Raw genomic sequence first — 10,492 nt, forward strand, 5'->3', positions numbered from 1 at the left:
TAGCTGTTGGATGGCTCGGTCTGACATGGCCGGTTTCCGCTGTGGCGGGAACGGACCTGGTGCCGCGAGCGGACAATGTGCTGATGGCCCAACTGGAGGCCCGTCTTGCAGACAAGGATTTGTCTGCATCGAAACGCCCGCCGGGATTGACCCTGGGCAACGGCCTGAGCGCCGAAGATCGCTTCGACCTTGCAAACAGGAAAGTCCGTTCAAAGACGCTCGGCATTGGACCTGTGGAACTTGCGCTGACGGCGGGCAGGGCGGCCAATTTCGCACAGCGTTATGATATGCCCTATGCGGTGGATCGCTGGACACTCAAATTCGTCGGTGCCAGCGCGTCCTTGTCTCTTCTGTCCGGCGTCGACTTCGTCCTGGACGCGGAATATGCGCGCATGGCCCGAAGATTGTCGGTTCTGGAGGTGACGCCGCACCGGCTGGCAACCGGGATGGCCCGGCTGGGCGGCGGCTTTTCGTTCGGTGAGAACGCCCGGCTGATGCTGGATTATATATCCGTCGCGCGGTCAAGGCACCAGGATGATTTGACGCGGATGGCTGAAGCTCTTGGTGGTGCCCCCGTGACCGGGCGTGGGCCGGAATTGTCCTTCGCCCTGGGCTCAGGCACGGAAAGCGGGCAAGGCAATTGGCGTTTTTCGCTGGCCTCCCTCCAGCGCCCGATGAGCGATCTGGGACTGGCCGCGGATGGCGATATCCGCACCGATGCCCGCGCCATGTTGAGCTTCACCCTTCATCTTTGAGCGTGCCGCCAGCGCAGGATGAGGACCGGCAGCAGCAGCAGGCTCATCATCGTCGAACTGATCAGGCCGCCCAGGATCACCACCGCCATCGGTCCCTGAATCTCGCGACCGGCCTGGCCGGAATCGATCGCGAGCGGCGCAAGGCCAAGGGCGGTGACGAGCGCGGTCATCAGGATCGGCGTGACCCTCTCCCTGGTGGCCCTCAACACGGTGTCGAGCGACCAGGGCGCGCCTTCCGTCTCGACGAGATGGTCGGTGTGGGACAGTAGCAATATGGCGTTGCGCGCGGCAATGCCGAACAGGGTGACAAAGCCCACCAGCGCCCCCAGCGACAGGGTGCCGCCGGTCAGCAGCACGGCGACGACACCGCCCGCCAACGCGAAGGGGGCGCCGGACAGAATCAGTCCGGCCGGCCGCGCCCCGCCAAAGACGAGCGACAGCAGCCCGACCATGGCGATGGCCGCGAAGGCGACGTTCAGCAGTAATTGGTTCGAAGCCGCTGCCTGTCCTTCGGCCGCACCGGCATAGTCCACATAGACGCCCGGCGGCAGATGGATCTGCGCCGCGATGCGGGCGCTGGCGGCGCGGACGAAGCCGCTGACGTCCGAGCGCGTCGGATTCACGGTGACAACCTGCCGCCGCTGGCCGCCATCATGGACGATGGTGGAGCGGCCTTCCTCCTCCCGGATCGTGGCAATATCGCCAAGGCGCGTCGCGGTGCCGTCAGCGGCGCGGACAAGCATGTCACCGATGCCCTCCGGGTCCTGTCTCAGTGACGGCGGCAGAGCGAGCGCAATGTCCACGGTGCGGTTGGCATCGCTGGTCTGCGCGACGACATGGCCCTGAAAGGCGATCTCTATGGCATCAAAGGCGTCGTTGGCGGTGATGCCGTGCAGCGCCATGCGGTCATGGTCGAGGCGGATGCGCAGCACGGGCGTTCCGGCAGGCGCCTTCACCTGCACATCGGCGGCGCCCGGCACCTGGCCAACCACCCGCGCAATCTGTGCGGCGACACGATCCAGCGTGTCGAGATCGGCGCCGTAGACACTGATAGCCACCGCCGCCGTTTCGCCCGACAGGCTTTCGCCGATGCGGTCGCCCAGGAAAGTCAGCACCTCGGTCTGGATGCCGGGATAGCGGGCCAGAACGGCGCGGATGCCCGTCTGCGCTGCTTCCTCGCCCGCGCCGTTGACGGGCTTCAGTTTGACATGGAACTCGCTGTGATTGGGGAGGAATGTGTCCTCGCCCGCTTCGGCGCGGCCCATCTGCTGCTCAACCGTCGCGACCTGCGGCAAGGTCAGCAGGTCGTGCGCAATGCCCGCGCCGGTCCGGCGCATCCAGTCCATCGACGCGCCGGTGGGTCCGATCACCTGCAACACATAATGCCGCTCGCGAAAGGCGGGGAGCAGTTCGTTGCCCAGCGACAGGAACAGCAGGCTGCCGACGATCCCCGTCAGGGCGGTGGCGAGGGCAACCGGACGCGGATGGGCGCAGAGGCGGCGCACGAGCCGCTCATGACCCGCCTTGATGCGGGCGATGAAGCGAGGCTCGTCGCGGTGCGCTACATTGCGCAGCAGCAGATAGGCAAGCGCTGGCGTGACACTGACCGCCACCAGCAGCGATGCCGTCACGGCCAGCGCAAAGGCCAGCGCCAGCGGGCGGAAAAAGGCGCCATGCAGGCCGGTCAGCATCAGGATCGGCGCCATGGTCAGCAACAGCACATAAGTCGCATAGACCACAGGCGCCCGCACCTCGACCGAAGCGGCCTCCACCACGGCGGATCGCGGCATGTCCGTCGGGGCGAGGCGCAGGCGGCGGGCGATATTCTCTATGTCGACAATGGCGTCGTCGATCACCACGCCCAGCGCCACGGCAAGGCCGCCCAGCGTCATGGTGTTGATCGTCTGCCCGAAATGATCGAGTACCAATATCGCAGCCAGCAGCGACAGCGGAATGGAGAGAAAGGCGATCAGCGCCACGCGCAGGCTGCGCATGAAGGCGATCAGCACGAAACCGATCAACAGCCCACCGACAGCCAAGTCATGGCGGATGCCCGCCAGCGCCGTCTCGATGAAATTGGCGGGGCGGTGGAGCGCGGGATAAAGCGTCACCCCCTGCGCCGCCAGCGCCGGTCGCATGTCCTGCAACGTCTTCTCGACCGCCAGCGTGGTGTCGAGCGTATTGGCGCCATACTGGCTCGACAGCGCGAGCAGCACGCCCGGCTTCCCCATGATGAGCGCATCGCCAAATTGCGGGGCGGGCGCATCGACCACATCGGCGACGTCACCCAGCCGCAGCGATCCGCCATTGGTCGGCGTCAGCACCGATTGGGCAAGGCTTTTCGCGGTCACCGCGCCATTGTCAGGCTGTACCAAAATGCGTTGATTGGGCGTGTCGGCAAAGCCGCCGCCGCGCACGGCGGCGCTCGCCTGAATGGCACTCGACAGGTCGCTGATGGACAGGTTGCGGGCGATCAGGTCGGCGGGGCGCAGGCGGATTTCGATGCGCCGCTGCTCCCCGCCGAAGACATTCGCGCGCGCCACCCCCGGCACGGCAAGCAGGCGCGGCCGCACCGTCCATTGCACCAGATCGCGCAGCGCCAGCGGGCTGATCCGCCGCGAAGTGAAGCCGATCTTCAGCAGGTCCATGGTCGAGGAGGTGAGCGGCGTCAGTTGCGGCGTTCCCACGCCTGCGGGCAGGCGCGCGGCGGCATCGCCCAGCGCTTCGGCCACCACCTGCCGCGCGCGATAGGGGTCTGATCCTTCCTTGAAGGTGACAGTGATGACCGACAGACCCTGGATCGATTCCGACCGCACGGATTCCACGCCATTGGCGCCGTTGACCACGGTTTCGAGCGGACGGGTGACCAGCGCCTCGACCTGTTCGGGCACATAGCCGGGCGCTTCGGTCTGGATCGTGGCCTGCGGCGGCACGAAATCGGGAAAGACGTCATAGGCCGCGCTGTGCAGCGCAAGTCCGCCGATCAGCAGCAGGAGCAAGGCGGCGGTCAGCACCGTCCAGGGATGGCGCACACTCTGGCGGACGATGATGGCGAGCATGACGTCAGTCGTCCTCGCCCGCCGCTTCGCCGCCGCGCTCGATGGAAAGCAGTACAGCCGCGCCGTCGGCCGCCACGCGATCGCCGGGTTTCAGACCGTTGTTCAGGCCGTCGCGCACGAACCAGCCATCGGCCTGCGCGCGCGCATCGGTCAGCTCGACCCGCCGATAGCCGCCGCCCGGCTCGGCGCGATAGACCCAAAGCCCGCCCTGATAGCGCAACAGCGCGGCTCGGGGCACGATGACGCCGCTTTCCCTACCCTGCGTTTGGGCCATGCTGGCCGGCAGCACGCGGCCCGTGCCCAGTTCCCGCGCCAGAGCGCCATATATGATCGCGAGCGAACCCGCGCTTTGCAGACGGGTATCGGCAGCGGCGGCGGGACCGATCAGGCGGACAGGCATCACCGCCGCGCCCTCACCGATCCGCGCCACGCCGGTCCCAGGTGCCGCGCCATCGGCAAAGTCCACCCGGATCAGACTGGCCTGGCCTGCGGCGACGGCCCTGACCAGATCGCCCAGCGCAGCGGATGACAGCCGCGCCAGACCGGGACCATATTCCAGCCCCACGCGCTGCGTGGCGGCGGCCAGCCGCGCTCGATCGGCCACGGCCTGCGCGCGGGCGCTTTCCACCGCTTTTGTGGAGGCGCTCTGATCGGCGGCCGCGAGCGCGCGTTGCCGGGCGTCATCCGCCTGCGAGGCAGTCAGGGCCGCCCGGGCGCTGACGATCTCGCTCTGGATAGCGGACAGGGCGCTGATGTCGAGCGCACGGGCAAGGCCATGCCGGGCCGCGCTTGTCTGCGCGGGGAGAAGCGTTACGGCATGAATGCCCGCTCGGGACGCCTGCGCTGGGTCGAGCGCCACCACGCCTTCGGGCGTGGCTGGTGCGGTAGCGGATGGTGATGCATCGTCCGCGTCTGGCGTCAGCGCGGGCCAGGCAAGGAACAAGGCCGACGCAAGCGCCGCGCCCGACAAGGCAGAGCCAGCGGCAAGGAACAGCGGTTTCATGCGGCAGGCTCCAGCGCACCGGGTTTCAGCATCAATTCAGGCCCTTCAAGGGGCCGACGCAGCGCATCTTCCAGCGCCGCGTCGGCAGTATGGACCCGGGCCAATGCAGCCCATTCCGCCAGCTCGGCTTGCGGCACCCCGCCCTGCGCGGCGGCCCAGTCGGTGCGGTCAATCTGGCCTTGGCGCAGTAGCGCGTCAGCCTGTGCCGCAAGGCGGCGGGCGATAGGCAGGTCGGCGCTCCGTACCCGCGCCAGCGCCGCGCGGGCCAGGCGGCATTCCATGATCGCGGCGTCCAGCGCGGCATTGGCGGCGGCGACCACCGCCTCCAATTTACGCCCGGCCTCCGCCCGCTTCGCCTGCGCGGCGGCGATGGCATGGCGGTTGAGGTCAAGCGGCGGCAATGTGAGGCCGATCGACAGGGGCAGCTTGGTGAGACCCCGTTCCCACATATAGCCCGGCGAAAGGGAGATGGCCGGATATTGTTTGGCGATTTCGCCGCGCAGGTCGCTTTCCGCCTGATCATAGGCGGCGATGGCCTTGAGGATGTCGGCCCGCGCCACGGTCGCACCGATGCGATCCCCTATGGCCCCCATCGGCTCCGGCGCCGGTTCGTCGAAATCCGCCCAATCGAAAGCGATGGTGGCCAGTGCTTCGACGGGCAACCCAATGGCGGTGGCGAGCGTCTGCCGCGCACCGGCGGTCCTGCCGCGTGCATCATCGGCGGTTGCTGCGGCGGTCGCGACATCGGCCCGCACCCGTTCCAGATCGGCGCGGGCCACCGCGCCAGCCTTCAGACGCCTTTCCATCGCCGCCTGCTGCTGATGGCGGAAGGCGAGGAGCCGGGTCGCCGCATCGGCCTCGCGCATGGCGACCAGCATGTCGGCCAGCGCACGGCGTGCCTGCATCCGTGCGGCCCAGACCGTATCGGCAAAGTCATAGCGCGCAATGGCTACGCCGATGGCTGCGCTGGTGATGCGCGCTTCGCGGCGTCCTCCCGTGTCGAGCGGCACATCGATCGCGCCGCCGAGCAGCCAGGGCGAATGGGTCGAAGGATCATTCGCATATTCGCTGCTCAGCGTCAGCGTCGCGCCGGGGGCTTGTCGCGCGGCGGCCTCTTGCGCGCTCGCGGTGACCATGGCGGCCCGCGCGACGGCGACATCGGGATTATGGACCAGCAGTGCCGCCAACAGCGAAAGCCGGGTCCAATGCGTGGCGTCATAGGATGCCGCCGGGGCTATCTGTGCCTGTTCGGCCTGCACGGCTCCGGCGTCGATGGGGCGTTGCTGGCGCGCAAGGGCCAGCGCCGCCGCGTCCATGGGCGCGGGGTGGTAGGACTGGCACCCGCCAAGCGGCCAGGCGCATAGCGACAAAAACAGGAAGAAAACCGGCCTGCGCATCATGATGAGGGCTCTAGGCTCGCGCTGGACAAGCGCCTAATTGCAATATGGTAAGGTTAGGACCAATCGACATTCAGCCCTGACGGCCTGCAAATGACGCTTTTTCGTGCTTCCGGTGCTCACGTACTTTTAGTACGCTGCGCTCCGGGTCACGAAAAACCATCATTTTCGGCACGTCATCATCTGAATGTCGATTGGCCCTAGGCTTTAGGCTCCGCAGGCGGAGCGTCGGCCCTTGACGACGCAACGGCGGATGATCTGCCCGGTCAGGTCATGAACCTCGACCCGCCAGCGCCGCCTGCCCGTCCGCTCCAGCGTCATGAAGCCGAAATGGTCCGTCCAACTGTCGAACCGAAAAACCTTGGCGCCGGGCACAGGCTCCTGCCCCAAGGCTCTGTCGGCGGGCACCTGCGTCACATCCTCCTGCGTTCCCGCCATGCCGGAAATGAACTGACTGGGGTGTCGGGGGCCAAGATCGGCCTGCTGCCATTCATGGACATGGCCTGCGACCAGCATGTCGATACCGGCAAGGGTCAGGGAGGGGTCGGCAGCGCCGAAAGTGAACCGCACCGAAGCATAGCCCGCCTGGATGCGCAGCAGGCCCCGCTTGTTGGAGGCGGCAAGGCCCAGAAGTGGATAGTGATCGGTTGCAAGGGTGAAGCGATGACCCTTCGCCATGTCGGCAATGGCCTGCTGGATCGCCCGGATCTGCCCGTAACGTGGATCGCCTGGCGGGATCGCGTCCTCGCCCATGATGGCAAGGTCGATGGCGATGACCTGCGCGCCGCCGCCCAGCGGCACGGCGAAGGGCGCACTTTCGTCGCCACGCGCATCATTCTCTCCATCATTGCAGTCTTGCCCCGCGACGAACGGCTGCGCGGCCAGCAGGCGCCACCAACCCTGCCCGGCGCGCAGGCAGCTTTCATGATTGCCGCGCACCATCACCCAGGGCGCAGCCGCCAGCAATGGCGCGGCCGGCGTGAAGAAATCCGCGTCCCATGCGTCCCAGCCATAACCCCACGGACTGCCCACGCAGCCCGAATGATCGGCGCAGGGGTTTTCGCGATAAAGATAATCGCCCACATGCAGCACAAGGTCCGGCTTCCAGGCGGCCGCCTGCCGCGCGATCCGGGCGAAAGGCCATGCCTCTGGATCATCGCACGCCTGATAGGCATTGTCCGACGCCTTGATGCGGCAGCCCGTGTCACCAATCACCACGATGCGGCGGGCGGACGCATGGGGCGCCGGAAGAAGGCGGTCAGCAACATGGACGGTTCGCGCATTCGCCGGAATTCGCGCTTCACATATCCGCACTGGAAAGCGGGAAGCCTTGCTGTTTTCAACGCTCGATCTGGTCGGGCGCTGCGGCAGGTCAGCGGGCTCTGCGCGCACGCTCATCGCCTCGCGCCTTCCGTCGATGGACAGAAGGGGGCAGGCATCCGTCCCCGCCATCACAGTGCGGGCCACCGGTCCGTCACCCGTCATTACCATATAGGCCGAGAGTGGCGACGGTTGATCCGCCGCCGCCCCGGTCGCGCCCCAACAGGCCAGACCGGCGACAAATACCCATTTCATCACGCCGCCGGCCATCGTCCCGTTTTCGTCAGAAGGTGATCGTCACATCGCCCATGACCGAGCGGCCGGGCTGGTAGAAATATTGGTCATAGGGCGCGGTCTTGCCCTGGTTGATATTGGTGATTTTTGTCGAGTTGAAGAGGTCGTTCACCTCGACGCCGATCCGCACCGGACCGATTTCGTAACGGGCCGACAGGATGGCGCTATTGTAACCGGCGATGCGATAGGCGGCAGGTTCGCCCTCAGCCGCATATTGCGGGCCGGTATATTTGTCGATCAGCGAGAATTTGACCGGCCCTTGCTTGAACAGCACGCCGCCGGCCGCCGTCCACATCGGGGCATTGGCGATCTGGGTATGTTTCACCTCATTGTCATTGTTCGTCTTGGCATAGTTGCGCGACGCATTAGCGAAGACCGCGAAACCATTGTCGAACGCATAGGTCACCTGGCCTTCGACGCCCTTGTAGACCACCTTGCCCGCATTGATGAAGATCGTGCCTTCGCTCTGGACTGGCGAGTTGAAGGAAAAGAATTTATTGTTGAAGTTGATGTAATAGACATCGGCATCGAGGCTTAGATGAGAGCCATGGTAGACGAAACCAGCTTGATAATTGGTCGATTTCTGCGGTTCTACCGATGAAAGCTGGGGATTGACCACATAGAGCACGCTGAGCGGCGGAGCCAGGAAGCCCTTGGCGAACTGCCCATAGACTGACAGCCGGTCGTTGACCGCATAGTTGGCGGTCAGGAAGGGCAGGTCGGCCTGATAATCGTCGCTGATATTCTGCGCGAAACGGGTGGTCTGGTTGTAGGCGGCGTTGATCCGGCGCTCGAAATCGACATGCTTGAAGCCGGGCGTGATGGTCAGGCCCGGCAGGGGGCGCAATTCCAGTTCGGTGAACAGTTCGCTGTGGTTGGTATGGCTGTCCTGATCGAACTTGATGTTCGCGGGCGGCTGGATGGTGCCAGTCGGATATTTGGTCAGGTCGATCTTCTTTTCGATATAGTTGGGCGACATGGTGATCAGATCGACGTCACGCTGCTGGCGATAGGTGTTCGCCCGCTCCAGCCACAGGCCCGCGGTCAACGTGGCGAAATCGGTCAGTTGGAGGCGCACTTTGGCGATGTCGCCCCAGACGCGATATTTGTTGGTCTTGGTATAGCCCGGCACGCCGAAGACTGGTTTGCCGCCGGGGGTAAGCGTGACGGTATTGGCGTTCGTGATCTGCACCGGCGTCGCCGTCGCGAACAGCGTCACGTCATTGCCGCTCAACGTTTCATTGTCATAGCTGTAGGTATAAGCGCGGTTTTCGAAGGTGGAACCGGGCGCGATATTCGCCTCCAGCTTGACGATCTCGAAATCGGTCGTCTTGTGGGTGTGGTTATAGCCATAATAGGTCTGACTGCCCGGATCATTGTTCAGGCTGAAATTCTTGCCGTACAGCGCTACCTGGCTGAGCGTCGCGCCATCCTTGTCCGGCTGGTTGAAGCGGTTTTCATTATAGGTGCCAAGCAGCGTCAGCTTCACGTCAGGGCTGATCGGGATCATTATCTTGCCGAAGATATTGTTCGACCGGAAGGGACTGTAGCTGCGGGCGCCGTCCGATTCGACATGCTGGCCCGACAGCATGATTTCCGTGCCGCCTAGCTGCTTGATGGCACCGCTTTGCAGCACAGCGCGGGTCAGCCACGTGTTCCATGTGCCATAGCTGCCCTTCAGTTCCGCGCTCGCATCCTCGCGGGTGGCGCGGGAAAAGAGGTTCATGCTGCCGCCAAAGGTGGCGATGCCCAGATTGGAAGCGTTGCCGGGGCCGCGGTCCACCACCAGCGTTTCGATCGTGTTCGACGGGAAGAAGGTGTTGCTATGGTGCGACGGGTCATTGGTGTCGCCAAAGGGAACGCCGTCATAGGTGATATTATATTCGGCGTCCTGAAAGCCGCGGATCTGCGCCTTGGATTCCGATAGGCCCGCGCCGTTGGTGCCGCCAAAATTGGAAACGCTGGGCGAAATCAGCGCGATCTGGTTGAAATCGGCGGTCGCGGGCAGCGAGTCCTCGATGAAGGAGCGCGAGATGATCGCCTGCGGCTGCGTCGTCTGGAGCGAGGCGGTGACAGGTGCGATCTCGTTGACCCTGGTTGCGGTGACGAGGATGTTGGAACCCTCGGCAATGCCTTGATCCTCGGCCGCGCTGGCCTCCGTCGCAGCCATCGCGTGGCCGGCGATGCAGGGAAGGGTCGCGATGGTGCCAAGCAACAGCGCCCGGCGAAGCGTGGAAATGGTCATGAATCAGTCCCCTTTCAGCCATTTTGGCGTCGTGGGACCGGCTATGGGTGCGTCATGACGGATCGGTGACGCTTTGGTAACAGTTCAAAGTGTGGGGAAATGTAAGGTTTCCAGCACAGCCTGCCGCCCTTACAGTTGCGGCGACGGTCGGACATGAGGGCTGAGAGTCTGTTTGGAAATGCGCGGAAGAGCGCATTTCGGGCACCGCACCAGCCCTCTCCCCCACCCGGCCACCCAACGGCAGTATCATATGGGTGGCCAGGTGGGGGAGAGGGCTGGTGCGGCTATGCGCCCAAAGGCGCATTTCCAAACAGATGGGGTGATTGGGGCTCACCACCGAGTCGGTGGGGTGGCTGCTCCTCGCAGATGGTAAGACGTGGTCCGTATCGAGCGGCCACAACCATGAGGAGGAGCAACCA

6 protein-coding genes are annotated in these 10,492 nt (G+C 65.0%); 1 reads left to right on the top strand and 5 read right to left on the bottom strand.

The features are described from left to right. Positions 1-41 precede the first annotated feature (41 nt). A complete protein-coding gene (locus tag HHL26_RS14605) occupies positions 42-755 on the top strand; it encodes a hypothetical protein (protein ID WP_066556110.1) in 714 nt (237 codons plus the stop codon). On the opposite strand, the gene HHL26_RS14610 is transcribed toward HHL26_RS14605, so the two are convergent. From HHL26_RS14610 to HHL26_RS14630, 5 genes are all read right to left on the bottom strand, one after another. After that, positions 746-3,814: an efflux RND transporter permease subunit gene (locus HHL26_RS14610; protein WP_066556112.1), complete on the bottom strand. Its 3,069-nt coding sequence runs from the start codon at positions 3,812-3,814 to the stop codon at positions 746-748. The genes HHL26_RS14605 and HHL26_RS14610 overlap by 10 nt on opposite strands. Before the next feature lie 4 nt (positions 3,815-3,818). Continuing rightward, a complete protein-coding gene (locus HHL26_RS14615; protein WP_066556113.1) occupies positions 3,819-4,817 on the bottom strand; it encodes a hypothetical protein in 999 nt (332 codons plus the stop codon). Then, positions 4,814-6,217, bottom strand: coding sequence for a TolC family protein (locus HHL26_RS14620; protein WP_066556114.1), 1,404 nt, complete (start codon positions 6,215-6,217; stop codon positions 4,814-4,816). Before HHL26_RS14620 ends, HHL26_RS14615 begins: the two co-directional genes overlap by 4 nt. Before the next feature lie 204 nt (positions 6,218-6,421). Continuing rightward, the gene (locus HHL26_RS14625) at positions 6,422-7,789 is read right to left on the bottom strand and encodes a metallophosphoesterase (protein WP_066561575.1); all 1,368 of its coding nucleotides are present in this window, start codon (positions 7,787-7,789) and stop codon (positions 6,422-6,424) included. Between the two features lie 28 nt (positions 7,790-7,817). Beyond that, on the bottom strand, positions 7,818-10,073 hold the full coding sequence (locus HHL26_RS14630) for a TonB-dependent receptor (protein ID WP_066556115.1): 2,256 nt from the start codon (positions 10,071-10,073) through the stop codon (positions 7,818-7,820). Positions 10,074-10,492 lie beyond the last annotated feature (419 nt).

This window comes from Sphingobium sp. TB-6, assembly GCF_012927365.1.
Taxonomy (GTDB): Bacteria; Pseudomonadota; Alphaproteobacteria; order Sphingomonadales; family Sphingomonadaceae; genus Sphingobium.